At 36.8% G+C, this 22,269-nt stretch carries 19 protein-coding genes; 7 read left to right on the forward strand and 12 right to left on the reverse strand.

Annotated features, from left to right (window positions below):
- Nucleotides 1-138: 138 nt before the first annotated feature.
- From rnhA to ACLMCG_RS13455, 11 genes are all read right to left on the reverse strand, one after another.
- Entirely contained in the window at nt 139-615 is a 477-nt protein-coding gene (gene rnhA, locus ACLMCG_RS13405) for a ribonuclease HI (RefSeq protein ID WP_047422277.1), read from the reverse strand.
- A 2-nt stretch (nt 616-617) separates the two neighbouring features.
- The gene (locus ACLMCG_RS13410) at nt 618-917 is read right to left on the reverse strand and encodes a hypothetical protein (RefSeq protein ID WP_413959891.1); all 300 of its coding nucleotides are present in this window, start codon (nt 915-917) and stop codon (nt 618-620) included.
- A gap of 17 nt (nt 918-934) precedes the next feature.
- Nucleotides 935-2,536 (reverse strand): replicative DNA helicase, encoded by a 1,602-nt coding sequence (gene dnaB / locus ACLMCG_RS13415; protein WP_413959892.1) that lies wholly within the window; start codon nt 2,534-2,536, stop codon nt 935-937.
- A 154-nt stretch (nt 2,537-2,690) separates the two neighbouring features.
- The gene (locus ACLMCG_RS13420; RefSeq protein WP_413959893.1) at nt 2,691-4,838 is read right to left on the reverse strand and encodes a T9SS type B sorting domain-containing protein; all 2,148 of its coding nucleotides are present in this window, start codon (nt 4,836-4,838) and stop codon (nt 2,691-2,693) included.
- A gap of 102 nt (nt 4,839-4,940) precedes the next feature.
- A complete protein-coding gene (locus tag ACLMCG_RS13425; RefSeq protein WP_413959894.1) occupies nt 4,941-7,013 on the reverse strand; it encodes a T9SS type B sorting domain-containing protein in 2,073 nt (690 codons plus the stop codon).
- A 169-nt stretch (nt 7,014-7,182) separates the two neighbouring features.
- Nucleotides 7,183-7,788: a tetratricopeptide repeat protein gene (locus ACLMCG_RS13430; protein ID WP_413959895.1), complete on the reverse strand. Its 606-nt coding sequence runs from the start codon at nt 7,786-7,788 to the stop codon at nt 7,183-7,185.
- A 303-nt stretch (nt 7,789-8,091) separates the two neighbouring features.
- Nucleotides 8,092-9,327, reverse strand: coding sequence for an MFS transporter (locus tag ACLMCG_RS13435; RefSeq protein WP_047380341.1), 1,236 nt, complete (start codon nt 9,325-9,327; stop codon nt 8,092-8,094).
- Between the two features lie 92 nt (nt 9,328-9,419).
- Entirely contained in the window at nt 9,420-9,782 is a 363-nt protein-coding gene (locus ACLMCG_RS13440) for a hypothetical protein (protein WP_223598437.1), read from the reverse strand.
- 69 nt (nt 9,783-9,851) lie between these two features.
- Nucleotides 9,852-11,351, reverse strand: a complete 1,500-nt coding sequence (locus tag ACLMCG_RS13445; protein ID WP_413959896.1) for a GH3 auxin-responsive promoter family protein — start codon at nt 11,349-11,351, stop codon at nt 9,852-9,854.
- Nucleotides 11,352-11,486: 135 nt separating this feature from the next.
- A complete protein-coding gene (locus ACLMCG_RS13450; protein ID WP_413959897.1) occupies nt 11,487-11,780 on the reverse strand; it encodes a hypothetical protein in 294 nt (97 codons plus the stop codon).
- A gap of 182 nt (nt 11,781-11,962) precedes the next feature.
- Nucleotides 11,963-12,358 (reverse strand): hypothetical protein, encoded by a 396-nt coding sequence (locus ACLMCG_RS13455; RefSeq protein WP_223598439.1) that lies wholly within the window; start codon nt 12,356-12,358, stop codon nt 11,963-11,965.
- 245 nt (nt 12,359-12,603) lie between these two features.
- Between ACLMCG_RS13455 and mfd the strand changes: the two genes are divergently transcribed.
- The 7 genes from mfd to pth all read left to right on the forward strand — a co-directional run bounded on the left by mfd (nt 12,604) and on the right by pth (nt 21,445).
- The gene (gene mfd / locus ACLMCG_RS13460) at nt 12,604-15,972 is read left to right on the forward strand and encodes a transcription-repair coupling factor (RefSeq protein ID WP_223598440.1); all 3,369 of its coding nucleotides are present in this window, start codon (nt 12,604-12,606) and stop codon (nt 15,970-15,972) included.
- Nucleotides 15,973-16,344: 372 nt separating this feature from the next.
- Nucleotides 16,345-17,166: a hypothetical protein gene (locus tag ACLMCG_RS13465; protein ID WP_223598441.1), complete on the forward strand. Its 822-nt coding sequence runs from the start codon at nt 16,345-16,347 to the stop codon at nt 17,164-17,166.
- A 2-nt stretch (nt 17,167-17,168) separates the two neighbouring features.
- Nucleotides 17,169-17,993, forward strand: coding sequence for a hypothetical protein (locus ACLMCG_RS13470; protein ID WP_413959898.1), 825 nt, complete (start codon nt 17,169-17,171; stop codon nt 17,991-17,993).
- An 8-nt stretch (nt 17,994-18,001) separates the two neighbouring features.
- Complete coding sequence (locus ACLMCG_RS13475) at nt 18,002-18,739, forward strand: hypothetical protein (RefSeq protein ID WP_413959899.1); 738 nt, start codon at nt 18,002-18,004, stop codon at nt 18,737-18,739.
- A gap of 152 nt (nt 18,740-18,891) precedes the next feature.
- On the forward strand, nt 18,892-19,764 hold the full coding sequence (locus tag ACLMCG_RS13480; RefSeq protein WP_413959900.1) for a hypothetical protein: 873 nt from the start codon (nt 18,892-18,894) through the stop codon (nt 19,762-19,764).
- Between the two features lie 99 nt (nt 19,765-19,863).
- Complete coding sequence (locus ACLMCG_RS13485; RefSeq protein WP_413959901.1) at nt 19,864-20,796, forward strand: hypothetical protein; 933 nt, start codon at nt 19,864-19,866, stop codon at nt 20,794-20,796.
- Nucleotides 20,797-20,881: 85 nt separating this feature from the next.
- On the forward strand, nt 20,882-21,445 hold the full coding sequence (gene pth / locus ACLMCG_RS13490; RefSeq protein ID WP_223598446.1) for an aminoacyl-tRNA hydrolase: 564 nt from the start codon (nt 20,882-20,884) through the stop codon (nt 21,443-21,445).
- Between the two features lie 146 nt (nt 21,446-21,591).
- Here the strand turns inward: pth and ACLMCG_RS13495 are convergent, their stop codons facing one another.
- Nucleotides 21,592-22,227 carry a carbonic anhydrase gene (locus ACLMCG_RS13495; RefSeq protein WP_213277796.1) on the reverse strand — a complete coding sequence of 212 codons (636 nt, stop codon included), beginning with the start codon at nt 22,225-22,227 and terminating at the stop codon, nt 21,592-21,594.
- Between the last annotated feature and the right edge of the window lie 42 nt (nt 22,228-22,269).

Here is a 22,269-nt window from a genome sequence, read left to right on the forward strand (position 1 = left end):
AAGATATTAAATCCCGATTAAATAATATGTATTTAGTGTTAATTTTGCTAAAATTTTAATAATATTTTAAAAAAATAATACTTATTATGATGTAATGGTGAATATTGTAGTATTGATTACGTTTTTATATGAATTAAATTAAAATAAGGAATTGCTATCTAAACCCTCAAAATAAGTATCAATTTCGAGATCGGAAGAATTGGCTGCTGCAACTGCTAGTTTGTCGCAAAGCTCGTTCTCAAAGTGCCCTGCATGGCCTTTTACCCAATGCATTTTAGGTGTGTGTTTATTGTATAACTCAACGAATTTTTTCCAGAGGTCGGGGTTCTTTACATTCTTCCAGCCCCGCTTGATCCACCCCGCAATCCAGTTTTGATTTATCGCATCAGATACGTACTTGCTGTCAGTATATACATGGATCTCGTTTTCTGTAGATTTCAGTTTTTCCAGTGCCGTGATCACTGCCAGAAGCTCCATTCTGTTATTGGTGGTTTTTCTAAACCCTTTGGAAAATGTTTTCTGATAGTTTTTTTCAGGAACGCGCATGAGAATTCCATATCCGCCTTTTCCCGGATTTCCGCTGCAAGCCCCGTCGGTATAAATTTCGATTCTCAAGTTTAATAATAGTTAAAATTTTCAGAGTCTTCATTGTAATTAAAGTCGTAATCATAATCATTAATGACTCCAATATTGCCTAATGATATTTTTTCAAAAGGATCTTCTTCTATAAGTAGACCAATAATTTTGTAAGGAAATGTTGCACTAGATTTATAAAATTCTAAATGTTCAAGAATAATGTCATCAAAATTGTATTTATTTAAAATAATTACTTTATCAACTTCAACTTCATTATCTAAAATATAATCTCTTATAGATTTGATTGTTATGGGTTTTAATTTTGAGGTTTGTATTTTCATGTTAATAAGGTTATTACTTAAAACGGAAAATCATCATCATCATCAAAATCATTCATTGATGACCCTGAAAGTTTAGAATTGTCAGGTAGACCAAAAGCATCACTAGGTTTTATTCCTTCTCTTATTTTATCAAAACCATTAGGTTCTCCTAATAGTCCTGCATTTGAAGGATGATAACCAATTCCTCCAGCTGTACTGTCGAATGCCGCTTCAATATCACCAAATTTTGCAAAATGTTTTAAGAAAGATAGTCGGACATCTGCCGTAGCACCATTCCTGTGCTTTGCAATAATCAGTTCGGCCTGGTTTTCAGTAGAAGTTTCTTGTCCTTCTTCATCATTATCCCAAACGGTAATTTTATAATATTCTGGTCTGAAGATGAAAGATACAATATCCGCATCCTGCTCAATCGCCCCGGATTCCCTCAAGTCTGAAAGCTGAGGTCTTTTTCCAGGACGGGCTTCCACACTTCTGGAAAGCTGGGAAAGAGCAATCACCGGAACGTTAAGTTCTTTTGCAATTGCCTTTAATGAACGCGAAATCATGGAGATCTCCTGTTCACGGTTTCCAACTCCTTTTCCTCCACTTCCTGCTGTCATCAGCTGAAGGTAGTCAACCATGATGATTCTTACTCCATGCTGCATAACAAGTCTTCGGCATTTTGCACGGAAATCGAATATCGAAAGGGAAGGAGTTTCATCAATATATAAAGGAGCGTTTTCCAGTTCAGATACATTGGAGAATAGTCTCTGCCATTCTTCATCATCCAGCGTTCCTTTTCTTAATTTTTCAGAAGAAATCCTTGTCTCGGAAGCAATCATTCTGGTGATAAGCTGTACTGATGCCATCTCGAGAGAGAAAAGAGCCATAGGAACTTGGTGTCCCACTGCGATATTTCTTGCCATCGAAAGAAGAAATGCCGTTTTTCCCATCGCCGGACGGGCTGCAATAATAATAAGGTCAGAGTTCTGCCATCCACCGGTCTCCTTATCCACATCTCTGAATCCTGAAGGAACACCTGAAAGTCCCTCCTTGTCTTTTAAAGATTTAATCGTATCAATAGCCTGCTTTACCAATGAATTGGCAGTATCGAATCCCTTTTTAATGGTTCCGTTGGTAATTTCGAAGAAAGACTGTTCTGCTTTATCCAGAAGTTCGAAAACGTCTGTTGATTCCTTATAAGAAGAGTCGATAACATTAGCAGAAACATTGATAAGGCTTCTTAAAATATATTTTTCAAGAATAACACGTACATGGTATTCAATATGGGCAGATGAACTTACTCCCATCGTCAGGTCAATGATATAGTGGTCACCACCGGCCTGGCTTAGTTTATCTTCTTTTTTTAATTCCTGAATAATGGTCATTAAATCTACCGGATGGTTGCCTTCATAAAGCTTTAAAATGGTAGAAAAGATGACCTGATGTCTCGGATCATAGAATACTTCTGAAGTAAGAAGGTCAATGGAATGGTCAAGACCTTTTTTGTCAATCAAAAAAGTTCCGATAACAAGTCTTTCAAAATCCACTGCATTGGGAGGCATTTTCCCATCCGCAATAGACAATTCTTTTGCAAAGTTTCCGTGTGTCAGGGATGATAATGTTTCTTTCTGCGCCATGGTGCAAAGATAGTTTATTTAAAAAATAATAAAAAAATAGTATTCAACAATTTATTGGCAGTCTTTCGGAAAATGCTGTCAACAGGAGATTGATCTTGTTGATAAAAAAAATCACCTCAGTCTGAGGTGATTTTTTTTAAAGAGTGATTATAACTTATTCTTTATTTTTTACCAATACCCATCCTGAATATTTGGTTTCTGTATTGTCTTTATTGTTTTCGTTCCATGAGATCGTGTACCAGTAAGTTCCTGTTAGGATTTTCTTACCGAAAGCAGTTCCGTCCCAAGTGAAGTTTCTCATTTTGTTGGCTTCATGAAGTTTGTTTCCATATCTGTCATACACAATGAAGATAAGGTTTTTCTTGTACGCGAGAGCAGAGTAGTCGATAACATCATTTACGTTATCTCCGTTTGGAGTGATCGCGTTAATAAGGTTCGGAACAGTAACTGTCACCTGAGTAGGTGTACAATTATAAGTATCTTTTACATATACTGTATTCTCACCTCTTGGAAGTCCTGTGAATGTATTGGAATCCTGCCAGTTGATACCATCTACAGAGAATTTATATGGAGGAACTCCACCTGTAGCGGTAACAGTAATGTTGTTGTTTGAGATCTCTATTCCTGAAATCACTGGCTGCAGGCTTGCATGTACACGTACCTCCTGAAGAGTGAAACATTTTCCTGTCTGAAGTTTTACAAAATAAACTCCTACTCCTACGTTATTGATAGATTGTGTAGTTTCTCCTGTGCTCCATTCATAGCTGTCGAATCCAGGTCCGGCATCCAATGTGGTTTTGCTTTCAGCACAAATCGTTTTATCTTTTAATACTGCTGATTTTACAGGAGGTAATACTTTCAGTTCAATCTTAGCAATTGCATAACACTGTTTATCATTGTTTACTCTTACGTATACCGTTGTGCTTTCTGAAAGATAGTTAAACGCTGCCAAAATTGGGTTGGTCTGAGCTTTGGCATCAGCTATCGATGTATAATACTTAATGATAGTTCCTGTAGGTGTTGGTACAGGTACTCCGATATCAGCTTTAGAAAGATCGAAAGTTGAACGGGTAACATCGTTATCAATATAACAGTTTTGAAGTACAGCATCTTTTAATACTACTGTCGGGTAGAACAATAGTCTGATAGTAGTAGTTGCTTTACATCCGAAAGTAGAAATTACTTTTGCGTATACAGTTGCTTCCGGAGAAATATAGTTAACAGGATCAGTAATCTCGTTAACTTCTGCATTCATATCATCAACCGTAGTGTAATACTTAATAGTTGCTCCGCTTCCCCCGAAGATATTGGCTGTTGTCAAATCATATTTAGCTGTACCGGCTCCATTGTTATTACAAGAATATAAAGTAGCGGTATTGGCTGAGATGCCTACATTAACAAATTTAAATTTCCCGGTTATGAAACATCCGTTGATAGGGTTCGTTGGGTTATTAGGATCTTTATATACAATTCTGTAATAATATGTTGTTGTTCCATCTACAGTTGCTATTGTAAGAGGGTTTTCTCCTGTAAGGGCATCATTGGTTGTTTTATGATAAGTAACCTTGAAGTTAGAACTGTTACCATTAATGATCCCTGCTGACAGGGTTGTAAAATCGAATTGTGAAGGCAATGAACAAACCATTACCTGCATTGGGTCATTAGGAGTTGCTCCAGGAATTCCCGGTGGAATGAATGGGTTCGGAGAAAGAACAGGATCGTTAAATGCAGAACTTAAACTCGCAGTACCTGACCATTCCATAGAAAAACCATTAACTGATCTACTGAAGTTATCAATAACCAAATAATAGGTTTGTCCTACCAATACATCCATATAAGGACTCCATTTACCATTGTTCATACTGGCCGTAGTGCCAGGAGGATTGGTAGGGAATACTGCAGGTGGAGCAAGAGTAAGATCCAGACCTGTGTCTCCCGGAGTACCGCTATAGTTACATCTTATAGGCTGTATGAAGACATGATCTGCATTCTGTAAAGAAGCACAACCGTTTGCTGTAGGTCCATAGACTGCAAAATCATAATCATCGCCCTGATCGTTAGGTTTTATTTTAAATGCAAGGGTACCTGGTGTAGATACAGTGAAAGTATACCAAACAGTATATCTTTCATTGGTGCTAAGACATCCTCCGTTTGCATTAAGGATTTCTATAATATTTCCAGGTCCTGAAGGGGTGTAAGAAATGTCAGAGTTACCACAGATAGGAATGGCTGTGATACAATCTGATTGTGAGTAGACTATCTGTGTTATCAATAAAATAAAAAGAAGTAGTATTTTTTTCATTGTTAAAACGATTTTTGTTAAACAAAATTGGGATCAATTAATTTTTCATGGTTTAGTTAAAAGAAAAAGCCGCCAAAGCGGCTTTTTCATATTATATAAGGGTTATTCTCTGTTTTTTACAACGATCCAACCTGAAAACTTGAACGGAGTATTCTTCTTGTCATTCTCATTCCATGTTACAGAATACCAGTATGTACCTGTTGGAATTTTCTTCCCTGCAATGGTTCCGTCCCATTTGTATCCATTGGATTTGTCTCCCTGGTGGATTTTTGTTCCGTATCTGTCAAAGATACTCAAAACTAAGTTTTGTTTGTCAGCAATTGCAGAATAATCTACAACATCATTCACACCATCTCCGTTTGGAGTAATCATGTTGATCAGGTTAGGAACTACTACCGTAACTTCAATAGGGTCGCAGTCATATGCATCTTTTACATATACTTTGTATGTTCCTCTTGCTACATTCGAGAATGTATTGGAAGGCTGCCATATGATTTTATCCATAGAATACTGGTAATCCGGTGTTCCTCCTATAACATTGATGGTTAGTGTAGTGTTAGAAACATCAATGCTTGCTACAACCGGCTGATCAGAAGGGTATACTGTTACCGTTTGAGTAGTAATGCATTCTCCTGTTTTTAATTTTACCCAGTAGATTCCAACTCCTACATCTTTGATAGACTGAGTTGTAGCTCCTGTGCTCCACTCATAGCTTTTGAATCCAGGTCCGGCATCTAAAGTTGTAGTGTCTTCAATACAGATAATTTTGTCTTTCAGAACATTAGATTTTACAGGTGCAAGCACTGTTAAACCAATTTTTACAACTACAAAACATCCTCTGGTATCAGATACTCTTACATATACTAAACCATTAGGTGCAATATAATTTGCATTTAAAATCTCGTTGGTTCCATCCACTGCATCCGTTAATGAAGGGAAGTATTTCTTCGTAATACCAGCTTGTGGTGTGATCACAGCAGCATTATCAAGGTTAAATAATGCTGTAGAAGGATTTGCTTCAATAAAACATGATCTTAATTCAGCATCTTTTGCAATAATCGCAGGGTAAAACTTAAGGGTAATCTCTGCAATATCAGAACATCCGAATACTGAAGTTACTTTTACGTAGATTTTACCTTCTGCTGAAACAAACTGATAGATGTTGGTAATCTCATTGATTGAGTTATTCAGATCATATAAAGTATAATAGTATTTTTTTGTAGCCGTAGGATCTGCAAAAACATCTGCTGTTGTAAGATCATAAGTTGCTGTACCAGCATTGTTGTTATTACAGCTTGTTAAAGTAACATTTGTTGCCTTGATCGTACCATCTTTAAATTTAAATTTACCAGTCTGTCTACATTTATTAATTGGACTGTTGGGATTAGTAGGATCTGTGTAGTTGATACTGTAGAAATAAACACCTACAGGAGTAACTGTTTGAGGGCCAACAAGAGGGTTGTTGCCTGTTAATGCATCATTCTGGCTTGTATGATAACTAATGCTGAAGTTCGGGTTTCCATTAAGAATTCCTGCCGTTAATGAAGAGAAATCAAAACTTGCAGGATTTGCACACACCACTACTTCTCTTGGGTCTGCAGGTGTTGCTCCTGGAATTCCCGGTGGAATGAACGGGTGAGGCTGTATATTCGGATCCGTGAATGGCGAAGATAAAGTAGCTGTTCCACCCCATGACAATTTGAATCCGTTAGCGGTCTCTCTGTGGTTATTTACAATTAAATAGTACGTCTGGCCAGGTAATACATCAAGGTATTTCACCCATTTATCTCCTGAAGCATCCTCACTAAGGTCTGTAGCCGTCATGTTAAGGCCTGTGTTTCCAGCTGTTCCGGAATAAGAGCAGCGGATTGGAGTTCCAAGGTTACCACATGATTTGTTTGGACCATATACACCGAAGTCATAATCATCGGTCTGATCATTAGGAATAATTTCAAAAGTTAAGGTTCCGGCTGTAGCTACCGTAAACGAGTACCATACAGAATACTTTTCATCGGAACTTAAACATCCGCCGAGGTCTTCGGCAATGTCTCCGTGTCCGCCCGGAGTATATGAAATATCCGAGTTACCGCAGACTGCCATTGCAGTAGTACAGTCTGATTGGGCAAATAAGAAATGTGAAAATATAATTGAGAAAACAAGTAATGCTTTTTTCATAAGAGTTGATTTTAAAAACAAATAGTAAAATTGTTTAATTACTAAAAAAATGCAGTGCTTTATCCGAGACAAAAATGTTTCTGTGAACATGATATAGTGTTAAAGTATTTTGTATCAAAATAAAAACTGACCGCCTGATTTACTCAGGAGATCATGCATTCTCTTATTGTTAATTTGTTCCGATCAGCTGTTTTCCCCAGTTAGGTGAACTGGATGAGACGTTTGATGTTTCGAATTCTTTGACTGCTTTTTGATAAAGCTTGATGGCTTCCGTTTTGTTGCCTTGCTTTTCAGCCATTTCAGCCTTTAAGAAAGAAAGTCTTGGATTGTTCTTTAAAGTGGTCTCCGCTTTCGTCATGAAGCTCGTAGCTGTTTTTAGTTCCTTCTGAGGATCTGCAGCTGTTTTTATCCTGATTTTCTGAAAGTGGATAAGACCAAGAAGAATATTGATTTCTCCGTTATTCTTTTCAGAAGCAAGGGCCTGCATAGCCAGTTTTCTTGCAGATTCATTGGGTTCTCCAAGAGGGCTGTTCGGGCTGTTCTTTAAAAGGAAATTTGTTTTAAGATACAATGCTGCAGCGGCATAATAATTAGCCTGCCATTTTTCTGAAGTTTTAGCCTCTGAAAACTTAGAAAAAAGAGTATCATAATCGGTTTCTGTTTTTGCATTATTCAGTTGCAAAACAGACTGCTGTAAGGATTGATCTGAAAAAAATTGGGCATTCATCAGCGAACCTGTGACGAAAAAACTCAAAATTAGTAAAAGTTTATACATAGGGGGATATTTTATCAAGCAAATATAAAAAATTATTAACGTTAAATTAAAGATTTTGAGATATATTTAATGAAAGTAATATATTGATTTATAATATTGTATTTTATTGTTTAAGTTAAATTATACAGAGGTCGTAAAGGTATTGATGATTTTACTGAATATTTGTGATGTAATCTTTTGAATAATTTTGAAAAAACACCTATAAAAGTAAAATCAGAATAGAAAACGTTCTATTCTGATTTTAAGTATTTCGAATTCTGATTTTTTTGTGTCAGATTTTTAAATAGACTGATAAACAATAAATTAATATTGCATCTTTCTCAATTTAGGATTGGTGCTTCCTACAAGCAGGGCAACTAAAACAGTCATACAGCCACCAAATACAACAGAGCGCACAACTCCTAGTAATTTAGCCATAACACCACTTTCAAATTGTCCCATTTCATTGCTGGACATAATGAAGATTGAATTTACACTGAGAACACGTCCTCTTATATGATCAGGCGTCTTTAACTGTACAATGGTGCCTCGGATGACCACAGAAATTCCATCAAGCATTCCGCTCATCACAAGGAACATGAAAGACAGCCAATACAATTTTGATAAACCAAATCCAATGATGCATAGCCCGAATCCGGTAACAACTGCAAGAAGTATTTTTCCCTGATTTTTTCGAAGAGGAACAATAGATAGAATAGTAATGATACACATGGAACCAATATCAGATGCCGCGTTCAGTAATCCGAAACCTTCCGCCCCTGAATTTAGAATATCAGTAGCAAATACCGGGATCATAGCCACTGCACCTCCAAAAAGTACAGCAAACATATCAAGGCACAATGCTCCCAAAATTTCTTTGGTTTTAAAAATATAAGAAATTCCTTCACGCATGCTTTCCACTACATTTACAGTTTCCTTTTTGTACTCTGAATGCTGTTTGTGAAGCTGCCAGAAAAATAATGAAGCCACAAATATTAATGCTAAAATAGCAACCAATGTCCATTTTACACCTATAAACCCAATAAGAATACCACCTACAGCATGTCCACACACAGAAGATATCAGGAAAGTGGCCTGATTCAAAGTAACTGCGTTGGGAAGGTTTTCTTTCTTTACAATTTTAGGAATCATGGAAGGAACAATAGGGCCAATGAATGCCCTTGCTATTCCGGTAAAAAAGATAACACCATAAATATAATAGGTAATCTGATGCCCTGTGAAATGCATTTCTACATCAAAAAAGGCAGGGATCAGCAACAGCCCGATCAGGAAAATATAAGCATAATTACAGATGAGAAGCAGTCTCTTTTTCTCATTCATATCAATAACATGTCCGGCATACAACGCACAGCTTACAGCAGGAATTACCTCTGATAGTCCGATAAGACCTATTGAAAAAGGATCTTTTGTTAATTGATACACCCACCATCCTAATAAAGTGGCCAGCATTCTGAAAGCTAAAACAATAAAAAATCTCCCGGTGAGAAGATTTCTGAACTCAACATTTTGTAATGTTTGTAACGGGGTAAAGGAAATCATGAACAAAAATAGCCCTAAAAATTTATTTAGGACTATCCATATGACAATTTTTGAAAGATATATTAAATATACCTCAAAAGATAAAATCTATTTTAGTCAGCTCTTGAAGAACTGATTACGATGGCAGCAACACCTGCAGCCCCGATAAGAGTAGCCCCGGCAGCAATTCTTGCCTTTCTTCTGTCTTTTACAGCTGCTACATTGGATTTAGGGATAACAACTTCCGTACTGTCTTTCTTACCTGCTGTACCTACAAGATTATCACCCACCATGTTTCTGAATAAGATGGTCTGTTTCGGAGAGCCGTCTCTCATCGTTACTTTGTATATCTTTCCGGCTTCAAGATTGGAGTAATTATTTTTTGAAATATCTTCGCTGTATTTTGTAGTAGCACAAGATGTAATAACAAATAAAGATGTTAGTAAAGACGATTTCAACAGTACAGATGCTTTCATTATTTTCTTTTAGTTTTTCAAATTTATAATTTTTTTCGAATATACGTTTTTGGAATTGAAAAAATATGATTATTTTTTGTAAATTTCTAAGATATCTGCAATGTTTCTGTCATTAGCCAATCTCGGAGTCTTGTTTTGGCCTCCCAATTTTCCCTGGGATTTGGCATATTCATGAAAGGCATTCTTTTTAAGTGTGGAGATATGCAGCTTCTGTAAAATATTTCCGGAAATAAGATCATCATAATAGGTATTTCTTGCTCTCAGCTGCAGATCCAGCTCATCTCTGAATACTTCTAAGTTCTCCGGTTCCTTTTCAAATTCAATCAGCCATTCGTGATATGGAAGTCCTTCACCCGGATTTACCTGTGGGGCAAGATGAAATTCTGTAATCTGTGCAGGGTATTTTTCAAGAGTAGCTTTCATTGCTTCTTCCACCTCAAAAGCAATCACGTGTTCCCCGAATGCTGAAGTAAAATGTTTGGTCCTGCCGCTTACCAGAACCCTGTAAGGATCTTTGCTGATAAATCTTACAACATCTCCGATAGAATAAGCCCACAGTCCGGAATTGGTGGTAAGGATCAGTGCGTAATCTTTCTGAAGTTCGATTTCTTTCAATGTTAATCTTCTTGCGCCAGGCTTGCCATATTCTTCCAAAGGAATGAACTCATAGAAAATCCCATGATTGGTCAAGAGCAGAAGACCTTCTTTTGTATAATCATCCTGAAAAGCAAAAAAGCCTTCAGAAGCGGGAAATGTCTGGATAATATCTACTTTTCCTCCCAGAAGATCCTCCATTTTATCACGGTAGGGTTCGTAATTGACACCTCCGGTAACGATAAGCTGCAGATTCGGGAAAAGCTGTTTAATCTTTTTGCCGTGTTTTTCTGTTAACTTCTCAAAATACATGATCAGCCATGGCGGAATTCCTGAGATCAAGGTCATGTTTTCGCGCTCCGTTTCTTCAATGATTTTATCTACTTTGGCTTCCCAGTCTTCCATAATATTGGTTTCCCAGCTTGGTAGACGGTTTTTCTGCAGATAATTAGGGATATGATGCGCTACAATGCCGGATAATCTTCCTGTTTTTATTCCGAAAACCTCTTCCAGCTCAGGGCTTCCCTGTAGAAAAATCATTTTTCCGTTTACAAAGTCTGCATTATTCTTTTTACTGATATAATGAAATAGGGCACTTTGGGCACCGGCAACCTGAAGCGGCATTCCTTCTTTGGAAATCGGAATATATTTAGATCCGGAAGTTGTTCCTGAAGTTTTGGCAAAGTATTCAGGAGTTTCTGTCCATAAAATATTGGCCTGTCCTTTTTTTACGCGCTCTATATAAGTTTTAAGATCTTCATAATCTGCTACCGGAACTTTGTCCTGAAAATCTTTCACAGAACGGATGTTTTCAAAATCATGTTCCCGGCCAAAAAGTGTTTTTTGAGCCGTATTGACTAGAGAAAGTAATAAATCCTCCTGATTTTTCTCTGCATTTTTTTTGAAATCCTCCGCTTTTTGGACGTGTTTTTTTGCCCAGATCAAAGCCGCATTTTTCTTGAAGAAGTTTAACATGGGTCAAATTTATAAATAAGTAGAGAATATGGAATCATTTTTTACGAAGCTTCACATAAAAAAACCGATGGAACAAGTTCCACCGGCTTTTCGAAATTTGATTATGAAAATAACAACTATATGTTAATGTTATGCTTATTTATTCACCTTGTACCTTTTATCAGGAGTACCATCTTTTTTCAGGTGCTTGTTTTCTTTATATCTCTTGTCAGGTGTGCCGTCTTTTTTCATTTTGGCAGCCGGTTGTGCAGGCTTCGCTGCTTTTGCATCCATTGCTGGTTTTGCAGTTTTTACTTCTGCAGGTTTAGCGGCTTTCACTGTAGTTTTTACAGGTGCATGAGCCTGAGTGCTTGTAGCGGGAGCAGTCTGCTGAGCAGTTGCAAGTCCTAATCCAAGGATCAATGACATTGCAGATAATAATTTTTTCATAAGAATTACTGTTTGTTTTTTGTTGAATAAAGATATGCAAAAAGCAGGCTGGAAAAGTTGGATTTTTAAACTTAACTAAAGTTTATTACTGCTTAAAAAAAAATTAAAACACTTCATTTACAATAGAAAAGCCTGTCTTCAGATGAAAACAGGCTTGCAATAATATATAAATAGACAGGAGGTTAGCGCGTACAGTTGGCTGTCCACGTTTTACCATCCTTTGCGTAGAGTATTTTTAACGTATTGTTGTCAATTCTGATATAAGAGGTTGCTGTAGAACCAATCATAACAAGAGTATGATCTCCTTCCTGGTTAAACTCAATTCCGTTAAGATCCGGAATACTGTTTGAGAAAGCGAAATTATACTTGGTACCACTGGCGATTTTCGTTACAAAAACACTCCCGTTATCTGTGCTTATATTGGTAGAGCCGCCATCTTTATAAGAAACACTGCCTTTGTATGTTCCTGCAAAGAATTCATTGTTTACCGGATCATCATCCTTACTGCACGACGAAAAAGATAATGCTGTAAATACCAACAGCATCATAACTCCTAAGATTTTAATTGCTTTTTTCATAATACTTAAATGTTTGGTTAGGCTTAAATTCCCAAACACTATGCCATGGGGGAAAAATTGGGGTTTTTTAACGGGTTCTTAAATAAATTTGTAAAAAATTAAGATTTATTATGCTAAGTTGTTCATTTTAAATCCGAAAGTATCCGGTTTTTTAATGAAAGAAAAAAATATCCGTACCTTTGTGTATCATAAACGGTTTCGGAAAACTCCCGAAATCGCTTTTGTCGTTTATACCAATACTATTTATGCAATTAAAATCCATCAACGAAAAGTTTCTTCCAGATCTGATGCAGAAAGAGTTCGGGAAAGAAATTTTCACCCAGTTAGAAAACAGTCAGCATATTGCCGTAAAGGGAAGTGCAGGATCTTCAGTTTCTATTTTTGTGGCTGAGCTTTTTTTAGTTCAAAAGAAAAATATTCTTTATCTGGTAGATGATAAAGAGGATGCATTGTATGCCAATACTGAGATGGAAGATCTTCTTGGTAAAGATAAGGTGCTGTATTTTCCAGCTACTCACCTTGAGCCTTATCAGGTAGAAAAAACACAAAATGCCAATCTGGTTTTAAGAACTGAAGTTTTAAATAAAATCAATTCCGGGAGATCTCCGAAAGTCATTGTGGCCTATGCCGGAGCTTTGTCTGAAAAGGTGCTGAAAAAAGAAGATTTTAAAGCCATCTCTCATCACATAAAAGTAGGGGACCAGCTTGATTTTGATTTTGTAGACGAACTGCTTACTCATTACCATTTTCAGCAGGCAGATTTTGTTTCAGAACCGGGAGAGTTTTCTGTAAGAGGAGGAATTGTAGATGTATTTTCTTATTCATACGAAAAGCCATACAGGATTACATTCTTTGGTAATGAAGTGGAAAGCATTAAAACTTTTGATATCGAAACCCAGCTTTCTGTAGATAAGGTAAAGGATTTTCAATTGGTTTCCAATATGAATTTCTCTGTTACAGGAAGCAGAGTGTCATTGTTGCAGCTATTACCAAATGAAAGCTTTGTAGTTTCTAAAAATGGAATGATAGGAATGCAGAAGATCAGAACATTCTATGAAAAGTCTTTGGAAAAATATGATACATTAAGTAAAGATATTTCACACAGAACTCCTCAGGAGCTATTTATTTCTGATCAGGAGTTTTTATTCGATTATAAAAAATTTAAAACAATTGATTTTGGCGGATCAGTGATTGAAGGTGTGAAGGAAATTACTGAGATTAAGATGGAACAGCTTCCTCAGCCTTCTTTTCATAAAAACTTTGAACTGCTGATTGAAGATATTGAAGAAAAACAGAATAACGGATTTGATACGTGGATTTCCTTTTCAACAGAAAAGCAAAAAGAAAGACTGGAGTCTATCTTTGAAGAACTGGAACATGAACTTCCGTTTAAAAGCTTTAAATCTGAACTGCATGAAGGATTTGTAGACAACGGACACAAGCTTCTTGTGTATACAGACCACCAGATTTTTGACCGTTATCAGAGATATAAGGCGAAGAATACTTTTGCGAAATCAGAACAACTTACACTGAAAGATCTGATGTCTTTGAAAATTGGTGATTATATTGCCCATATTGATCACGGGATCGGAAAATTTATGGGGTTGGTAAAAGTAAATAATGATGGTAAGATTCAGGAATGTTTCAAACTGACTTATAAAAACGGAGACTTATTATATGTAAGTATCCACTCCCTGCATAAGATTTCGAAATACAACGGACCGGATGGAAGAGAGATTGTTTTGAGCAAACTTGGTTCTCCTACCTGGAAATCCCTGAAACAAAAAACAAAAGCGAAGGTAAAACAGATTGCTTTTGACCTTATTCAATTATACGCACAGCGAAAAACGGCAAAAGGTTTTGCTTATACTCCGGATTCTTATCTTCAGAATGAACTGGAGGCGAGCTTTATCTATGAGGATACTCCAGATCAGGAAAAAGCAACAGTGGATGTAAAGAAAGATATGGAAGCTGATACCGTTATGGACAGGTTGGTTTGTGGTGATGTAGGGTTCGGTAAAACGGAAGTTGCAATCCGCGCGGCATTTAAAGCGGCGACAGACGGTAAACAGGTTGCTATATTGGTTCCTACAACTATTCTTGCTTTTCAGCATTACAGAAGTTTTAAAGAAAGACTTAAAGATTTTCCTGTAAATGTAGGTTATGTCAACCGATTCAGAACGGCGAAACAAAAATCGGAGACCTTAGATGCTTTAAAGAATGGAAAAATAGATATCATCATTGGAACACACCAGTTGGTAAGCAGTTCTGTGAAGTTTAAAGATCTGGGCCTGTTGATTATTGATGAAGAGCATAAGTTTGGAGTTTCAGTAAAGGATAAGTTGAAAACACTTAAAAATAATGTGGATACACTTACACTGACAGCTACTCCTATTCCAAGAACTTTACAGTTTTCATTAATGGCGGCAAGAGATTTATCTGTTATCAAAACACCACCACCGAACAGACAGCCTGTAGATACACAATTGATAGGATTCAATGAAGAGATTCTTCGTGATGCCGTTTCTTATGAGCTTCAGAGGGATGGGCAGGTTTATTTCATTAATAACAGGATTGAAAATCTGAAAGATATTGCAGGGCTTATTCAGAGATTGGTTCCGGATGCAAGAGTGATCACAGGACATGGGCAGATGGAAGGTAAACAGCTGGAGAAGAATGTTCTGGATTTTATGGAAGGGAAATATGATGTTCTTGTATCTACGACCATTGTAGAAAGTGGGGTGGATGTTCCGAACGCCAATACCATTTTCATCAATGACGCCCAGCGATTTGGGATGGCGGATCTGCATCAGATGAGAGGAAGGGTAGGACGTAGTAACAGAAAAGCATTCTGTTATCTGATCACACCTCCTTATGATATGATGACTTCCGATGCCAGAAAACGTTTAGAAGCCATTGAACAGTTTTCCGATCTGGGAAGTGGTTTCCAGATTGCAATGAAAGACCTTGAAATTCGTGGTGCCGGTGACCTTTTGGGTGCTGAACAAAGTGGATTTATCAATGAAATGGGGTTTGAAACTTATCAGAAACTAATGCAGGAGGCACTGGAAGAATTGAAAGATGATGCTGACTTTGAAAGTCTGTTTGAAAACGAGGAAGACAGACAAAAGCTTTTCAAATCTGTGAAAGATGTCAATATCGATACTGATCTGGAGCTGATGTTACCTGATTTCTATATTTCCAATACGGAGGAACGATTGATGCTGTACCAGAAAATTGCTGAAATTAATAATGAAGCGGATCTTCATCAGTTTGAACTTGAGCTGATTGACCGTTTTGGAGCATTACCGAAAGAAGCTGTCAATCTGTTGAAAAGTGTTTCTCTGAAATGGCTTGCAGCCGATATAGGTTTTGAGAAGATTGTTATGAAAAATGGAGTGTTCTTAGGATATTTCCCGGGAAATCCTCAGGATAAATTCTACCAGACGGATAGATTCAGGCATATTATTAATTATTTAACCCGAAATCCAGCTGAAGCACAGCTTAAAGAGAAGTCCGGAAAAGAAGGTAATCAACTGATGATGAGGAAGGAAAGGGTGAAAAATGTAGATGAGGTTAATATGCTCCTAAAAGCTATTATTGAACATAATTAAATTATAGGTTTCATTTGTTGTAAACAAATTTGTAAAAGATGTGAAAAGCGTATAAAAATCTTAAATTTTTATACGCTTTTTTGTGATTGTTATCATGTTTTTATTGGCTAATATTCCTTTAGGAGGGAATTAAGGCTGTTTTAAGGGGGTTGAAGTCACTTTTCTATGATTAAAAATATCCTGTAAATTCCCGTACAGTAAGGGTTTGAGACATTAATAGATCTTTTTTTAACGTAAAAAGTGGAGTTATGTAGTAATAATTCTACTTTTGTGTGTGATTAATTCTATGTTGTAATATGTTTATTTCTATAGGTTTATGCATGTATAACTGGAATTTTTAGGACTTCATTGTGTACCTTTGCAGTCCTTATTATGAAAAAAATTATATATTGCTGCGCGGCTGGACTTCTTTCATTCTGCGCTAACGCACAGGTGGGAATAGGTACTGCAAAACCTAAATCTGTTCTTGATGTGAACGGAAAAACCACCTTAAGAAAAGAACTTAGAGTAGGCGGGAATTCAACTCAGGCTGGGAATGCCGGGTTAAACGGCCAGGTTTTGGTTTCTCAGGGTGAGGGTTTGCCTCCCGTGTGGAAGTCTTTGAACATTTCCTTTATGGAAGAGGGACAGTATAAGTTGATTAATTCTTATCTGTCATCGGATCAAGCGGGTATTATATCACTTACAGATGGTGTTGCCGGTGATGGTATCTATACTAACAAAGTTGGAGATAATATTACTGATATTACGAAAGGCAACTGGAAAAAGATTGGCGGGCTTGACAATACTTTTACCATCAAAAATGGAAAGAACAGACTTACCTATCAGTTCCAGACAGGAATTGAAATGAAAGCATCCTCTTCTACGACGATACAGAATGTGAGATTTGCCTGCGGTGTTTTCAGAAACGGGGCATTGGTAGCGGTACGTCCGGATAGAATTGCTTCTAATAATAACAGTGGAAAAGCTGGTCTTCAGGATTATATTTTTACTCTTAATTATACAGAGCAGAACGTTCCTGTAGGAGTTCACAATATTGAAATTGCGTGCAGAAAGATTGATACTTCAAGTTCTACTTCACAATTTGCCATCGGACGAAATGTAGAGGCCTCAAATGGTGCTTCCAGTGCATTTACGCTGGAATCTACCATGAAAATGGATGTTATCGAATATGTGAGCTATAAAAACAACTAATGATGAAAAAACTATTATCAACGCTTCTTCTTACCATAGGTCTTTTTGCAACAGCTCAGGTAGGAATAAAAACAGAGACTCCCAATGCAAAACTTGATGTAAACGGAGATGTGAATTTCAGAAATAAAATTGCTGTCCTTAATGCTACTGATAACAGCATATTTCAAGGAAATAATGACCAGCTTCTTGTTTCTCAGGGAGAAGGCTTTGCTCCGATCTGGAAATCACTCCGTATTCCTGAATATGAACCCAATAAATTTTATCTGATCTATAATAACTCCTTTTCTGATAAAGTAGGAGTCACCTTTTCTTCTTCAGAAAATTCTTCGGTAGGGTTGGCCTCAAGAGGAGGAACCTTTACTAAGGGAAAAGAGTATAGCACACTTACAAATTTTAAAAAAATAAACGGACTTTCACAAACCATAACTGTTTACAGTACTCAAAGTAAGGCATACTTTCAGTTTGAAACAGTAGTACAGGCAGATTTTATGGGTGCAGGAAGTACAGATAACTCCATAGATTATGCATGCGGTATTTTTGTGGATGATAAACTGGTGAATCTGAGACAGAGAAATCTAAAGGCCATTACCACTTCATATCCGTTCCTTACGCATACCCAGATCGGAATTGTAGATAATCTTTCCCAGGGAAATCATTCGGTTTACGTTGCCTGTACTAGATTGGGCTCTTATGGAGCTTCAGGTGCAGGAAATACCCTTACTATAGGAACTAATGTGTATAGCAATATCAACAGCTTTATCTCACAGTCTTCTCTTAAAGTAGATGTATATGAAGTTCCGGAAGTATTTAACACCATTATAAACTAAGACGGATTATGAAAAAAATAATATTTGTAACATCAATCTTATTAGCTGTTGCAGCAAATGCTCAAGTGGGTATTAATACTCCTAATCCGACTAATATGCTGGATGTAAATGGAGATCTCAATGTAGGAAAAGAATTAAGAACCGGAGGGACTGATCTGCTGAAAGGTTCTGCCGGAACAGCGGGTGATATATTTCACAACAACACGGATCTAGGAACAAATGACTGGAAAGCCATTAAAATTGCAGATGGGCAGGGAAGTATGTCTGTTTTTTCCATCAACACCGTTTCGGACAAAACCGGAGTAAGTTTTTCTGGAAGTAGTGGAGCAACTAATCCTTATAATGATGGAGAGGACCTAACTGGAGGCTGGACTGTAATTCCTGGAACTGTGGATACATTCTCCGTAACCAACGGCACGAATAAGGCTACTTTCTCATTTCAGACAACTGTTCAGAAAACGGGAACAAATTCTGCGAGTTTTGCCTGTGGTGTTTTTGTGGATAATGCCCTTAGAGCAGTGAGAACGGATGTATTATTGGGAGACAGCGGTGCTTATAAGATTTTTAACCTTAATGCTACTCTTACTAATCTTAATCCTAAAAATCAGTATTCCGTTAAAGTTGCCTGTATAAAAAGAGCCATTTCAGGAACAACTCTTGGAATAGGAAAAGCGGTTGATACAGCCTTCCTTAATAGCGATATGTCACAATCTGTTTTGACAACATCCATATTGCAGCCTTATTAATTTTCATCATCATACAATAATAGGAAATCTAAAAACGTTATGTTTTTAGATTTTTTTTGTTTATTAACTCTATTTCTTGTGAATTTGTCCGTATAAATTGAAGTGTATTATCGAAAATTGAATTATATTTGGACAAGCTAAAAAAATTCTATATGGTAAAAAACTATTTTTTAAAAATGTTTGCCTGTATTGCTTTTCTTGGGCTGCTGGCAGCATGTAATACTACCTCAGATCCCACAGAATCTATCCCGAACCCGGATGATGGGCCGCCGCCTAAAAAGGTTTTAGCAAAAGTGAGTGCTAATAATACTTCTCAGGAAGAATATGCTACAGCAGCAGTAACCGGAGATTTACAGACTGCGGTTTCTAAAGATGAATCTGCTTCAGGTGCTTTTTATACAGCAACAGTAACGTATACCAACAAGGATATCACAAAAATTAAATATGTAAGCTCTGCAACATCCAGTCTGGTTTATGAATTTAATATTGTTCCTGATCCTACAGGTAAAAAGATTTATAATGCCACTTCTACTGCAACGGGAGCCACTCCATCAGCATCTGTAATAAGTGACTATACTTTTACTTATAATGCAACGACCAATAAACTTACTAAGATTCTAGAGAAGAGAAAGGAAGGTGGAATCAGTGCTTATAACAAATTTATAGATTATACTTTCGTGTATAACGGAGAAAATGTTATTCAGGTAGTTTGTTCCAAAGGAATATTGGATATCAACGGAAACCCAAATATGGGGACTGCAGTAGTAAGTAAATATAGCTTTCAGAACTATGACGCTCAGAAAAGCCCTTACTCTACACTTTCACCGGTTTATTTCATCACACGAAGTCTGATAAATCCGGCTCAGTTCTATAAGATTTCTCCGAACAATCCTACTTCAATGTATATAGAATTGCCGCCACCTGCTCCTTCAGTGAATACAGCTCAGAGTTATTCTTATGATAATCAAGGGTATGTGGTTGTAGAGAAAAATCAGAATGCTGTTTTCACCTATAAAAATTTATAGGAGAGAGATAATCATTAATCTTACCAGAATATAAAATAATCATATAATTTTTAGGTAAAAAAAATTATATTTGTCAAAAAAATAATCAATTACAAGGAAATGAAGCAAATTTTCTATTTTATTTTACTAATCGCAGGATTCTCCTCAATACATTCCTGCAAGGATATGCTGGATGAGGATGGAAATCCATTGTTGGATCTTAACAATACAGGGGGATTAAGCGGTCCCAGAGCATTATACAGAGAAATTACAGATAAAGATACTATCGCAGAATATCAGTACAGTGGACTTCTTGTAACTAAAGTGCTTACAGACAGTGCTTCAGTTACTAATATTATGTACAGTGGAGATAAGATCAGCCAGATTAATTTCAACGGCTTTTTGGATCTTGACGGAAACGGAAAGCTTGATAAGGACAGTGTATCATACACTCAGTTATTTACTTACGTCAATAACAATAAGCTTCAGACTATTTCTGAAAACCGTTCTATCTTCAGAAGACCTCCGCCTGTAATACCTGGAGATCCGCCGGGACCACAGACATTACTGAAAAAAGAGAAGACTCTTTACAGTATCAAATATAGCACAGCTACAGGAAAACTGGATTCTATCATCATGAAGAATGGTCCGGACGTAGCAGGAGTGCCACTTGTTTTCACAGATTACTCCAAAACAGCTTACACGTATGTAGGAGATAACGTATCTAAAGTGGTAAGACACTACGGAACAATGACAGGAGGTGCATTTGGTGCTGTTACAGGAAAATATAACTATGAGTATTATGCATATGATGATCAGGTAAGTCCGTTCACATTATTGCCACATGTATATAAGATTTCAAGACTATTATCTACAGTAATCAATGATAAAGAAAGCTTAATTTTATCTCCAAACAATCCTAAGAGATGGTCGGTGACAGATCTTTCGCCGCCAATTCCAACTCCAATTGTAAAGAGTACCAATTACGTTTATGATCCTCAGACTTACATGACAAAAGGATACGGCGTTAATTACATCTATAAACCACAATAGAAGACTTTTTTAACAATATTCAAACTCAATCTTTCATAAGGTTGAGTTTTTATTTTTTATACCTTAATTTTGCAAAAAATTTCTGATGAAATATTTAATTGTAGGGCTTGGTAACAAAGGCTCTGAATATGAAAATACACGACATAATATAGGATTTAAAGTAGCTGAAAAAATAGCCGAAACACTTGAAGTATCATTCAATACCTCCAACTTTGGCTGGCTGGCAGAAGGAAAACATAAAGGCAGAAAAGTTTTTATCCTTAAACCTGATACCTACATGAATCTTTCCGGAAATGCAGTGAAATACTGGATGCAGAAAGAAAATATCCCTTTGGAGAATGTATTGATTGTAACAGATGATCTTGCTTTGCCTTTCGGAACTTTAAGATTGAAAGGAAAAGGGTCTGATGCAGGCCACAACGGGCTTAAAAATATTAATGAAGTATTGCAGACTCAGAATTATGCAAGGCTTCGTTTCGGAATCTCTGCTGATTTTTCTGCCGGACGACAGGTAGATTATGTATTAGGAACCTGGAATGAGGAAGAAGGAGCAAAGCTTACCGAGAGAATTGAAACTTTTTCAAAAGCGAGCCTTTCTTTTGTTTTTGCAGGATTGAATAATACGATGTCTGCATTTAATGGGAAATAGAAAACAGGCAGCAGATTCCAGATGGCGGGTTACAGGCGAGTCTGAGCTTTATTTGTTGGGATCTAAATTATGATAAAAAATAAATGCCACCGGATTCCGATGGCATTTTCTGTAAATTATAATTGAATTTTAATGAGTTTCATCTTTTATAACCAGCTTACTGCACCTGTTTCAACATCATAATTGGCACCAACAATTTTAATTTTACCTTCTGCTTCAAGGTTTTTAAGGGTTGAGCTTTGCTTACGGATGTCTTCAATAGCGCTTTTTACATTTTGATGGTTAAGCCTTTCAAGAAGAGAACTGTTTTTTGATGAACGTTCTTCATTTTCTTCAATGATCTCATTGATGATAGGATTGAAATGATTGATCAGGTGGTTAAGGTTATCCATTCCCAATCCTTCAATCTGCGCCGCATCAAGGCCTCCTTTCAAAGCACCGCATTTCGTGTGGCCTAAAACTACAATAAGCTTGGAACCGGCAACATTACAGCCAAATTCCATAGATCCAAGGATATCCTGATTAACAAAATTACCGGCAATTCTGATACTGAAAACGTCTCCTAATCCCTGGTCAAAGATAAGCTCGGCAGAAGTACGGCTGTCTATACAGCTTAGAACTACTGCAAATGGCCATTGCCCTTCACGGGTAGCATTCACTTGTTCAAGAAGGTCTCTGTTTGCTTTAAGATTGTTTACAAATCTTTGGTTTCCTTCTTTTAAGAATTCTAGTGCTTTCTCTGGAGTGATAGTAGACTGGGTTTCGTATGTATGTGCTTTCATATTATGTATTGTTTTCGAATTTAAAGTTAAAAAAATTAATTG

This window comes from Chryseobacterium sp. S90 (assembly GCF_047444895.1).
Classification (GTDB): Bacteria; Bacteroidota; Bacteroidia; order Flavobacteriales; family Weeksellaceae; genus Chryseobacterium.

Coding starts and splice junctions, on each gene's coding strand:
- mfd (WP_223598440.1), top strand. CDS start 12,604: ATGCAATTAAAATCCATCAACGAAAAGTTTCTTCCAGATCTGATGCAG.
- ACLMCG_RS13430 (WP_413959895.1), bottom strand. CDS start 7,788: ATGTATAAACTTTTACTAATTTTGAGTTTTTTCGTCACAGGTTCGCTG.
- ACLMCG_RS13410 (WP_413959891.1), bottom strand. CDS start 917: ATGAAAATACAAACCTCAAAATTAAAACCCATAACAATCAAATCTATA.
- ACLMCG_RS13440 (WP_223598437.1), bottom strand. CDS start 9,782: ATGAAAGCATCTGTACTGTTGAAATCGTCTTTACTAACATCTTTATTT.
- ACLMCG_RS13445 (WP_413959896.1), bottom strand. CDS start 11,351: ATGTTAAACTTCTTCAAGAAAAATGCGGCTTTGATCTGGGCAAAAAAA.
- dnaB (WP_413959892.1), bottom strand. CDS start 2,536: ATGGCGCAGAAAGAAACATTATCATCCCTGACACACGGAAACTTTGCA.
- ACLMCG_RS13495 (WP_213277796.1), bottom strand. CDS start 22,227: ATGAAAGCACATACATACGAAACCCAGTCTACTATCACTCCAGAGAAA.
- ACLMCG_RS13465 (WP_223598441.1), top strand. CDS start 16,345: ATGAAAAAAATTATATATTGCTGCGCGGCTGGACTTCTTTCATTCTGC.
- pth (WP_223598446.1), top strand. CDS start 20,882: ATGAAATATTTAATTGTAGGGCTTGGTAACAAAGGCTCTGAATATGAA.
- ACLMCG_RS13420 (WP_413959893.1), bottom strand. CDS start 4,838: ATGAAAAAAATACTACTTCTTTTTATTTTATTGATAACACAGATAGTC.
- ACLMCG_RS13455 (WP_223598439.1), bottom strand. CDS start 12,358: ATGAAAAAAGCAATTAAAATCTTAGGAGTTATGATGCTGTTGGTATTT.
- ACLMCG_RS13480 (WP_413959900.1), top strand. CDS start 18,892: ATGGTAAAAAACTATTTTTTAAAAATGTTTGCCTGTATTGCTTTTCTT.
- ACLMCG_RS13475 (WP_413959899.1), top strand. CDS start 18,002: ATGAAAAAAATAATATTTGTAACATCAATCTTATTAGCTGTTGCAGCA.
- ACLMCG_RS13485 (WP_413959901.1), top strand. CDS start 19,864: ATGAAGCAAATTTTCTATTTTATTTTACTAATCGCAGGATTCTCCTCA.
- ACLMCG_RS13450 (WP_413959897.1), bottom strand. CDS start 11,780: ATGAAAAAATTATTATCTGCAATGTCATTGATCCTTGGATTAGGACTT.
- ACLMCG_RS13425 (WP_413959894.1), bottom strand. CDS start 7,013: ATGAAAAAAGCATTACTTGTTTTCTCAATTATATTTTCACATTTCTTA.
- ACLMCG_RS13470 (WP_413959898.1), top strand. CDS start 17,169: ATGAAAAAACTATTATCAACGCTTCTTCTTACCATAGGTCTTTTTGCA.
- ACLMCG_RS13435 (WP_047380341.1), bottom strand. CDS start 9,327: ATGATTTCCTTTACCCCGTTACAAACATTACAAAATGTTGAGTTCAGA.